The organism is Polaromonas glacialis (assembly GCF_000709345.1).
GTDB classification, from domain to species: Bacteria; Pseudomonadota; Gammaproteobacteria; order Burkholderiales; family Burkholderiaceae_C; genus Polaromonas; species Polaromonas glacialis.
Window position 1 is genome coordinate 1 of record NZ_JMDZ01000052.1, and the last position, 715, is coordinate 715.

1 protein-coding gene is annotated in these 715 nt (G+C 62.2%); it reads left to right on the top strand.

Annotated features, from left to right (window positions below; genetic code table 11):
• On the top strand, positions 1–714 hold a 714-nt coding region (locus EC86_RS0100285; RefSeq protein WP_029523726.1), incomplete at its 5' end, for an EF-Tu C-terminal domain-related protein.
• Position 715: the final 1 nt, after the last annotated feature.

The following is a 715-nucleotide window of genomic DNA, read 5'->3' on the forward strand; positions in this document are numbered from 1 at the left end:
AAGTACGATTTCCCCGGTGACGACACCCCGATCATCCACGGCTCGGCCAAGCTCGCCCTCGAAGGCGACAAGGGTCCGCTGGGCGAAGAAGCCATCATGAAGCTGGCCGACGCACTGGACAACTACATTCCCCTGCCAGAGCGCGCTGTCGACGGCGCCTTCCTGATGCCCGTGGAAGACGTGTTCTCGATCTCCGGCCGCGGCACCGTGGTGACCGGCCGTATCGAGCGCGGCATCATCAAGGTCGGCGAGGAAATCGAGATCGTCGGCATTGCCGACACGCAAAAGACGATTTGCACCGGCGTGGAAATGTTCCGCAAGCTGCTCGACCAGGGCCAGGCGGGCGACAACGTCGGCATCTTGCTGCGCGGCACCAAGCGTGAAGACGTGCAGCGCGGCCAGGTGCTGTGCAAGCCCGGTTCGATCAAGCCGCACACGCACTTCACCGGCGAGATCTATGTCCTGTCCAAGGACGAAGGCGGCCGCCACACGCCCTTCTTCAACAACTACCGCCCACAGTTCTACTTCCGCACGACGGACGTAACCGGCGCGATCGAGTTACCAGAAGGCAAGGAAATGGTCATGCCAGGCGACAACGTGTCGATCACCGTCAAGCTGATCAACCCGATTGCCATGGAAGAAGGCCTGCGTTTCGCCATCCGCGAAGGCGGCCGTACCGTGGGCGCTGGCGTTGTGGCCAAGATCCTCGCGTAAT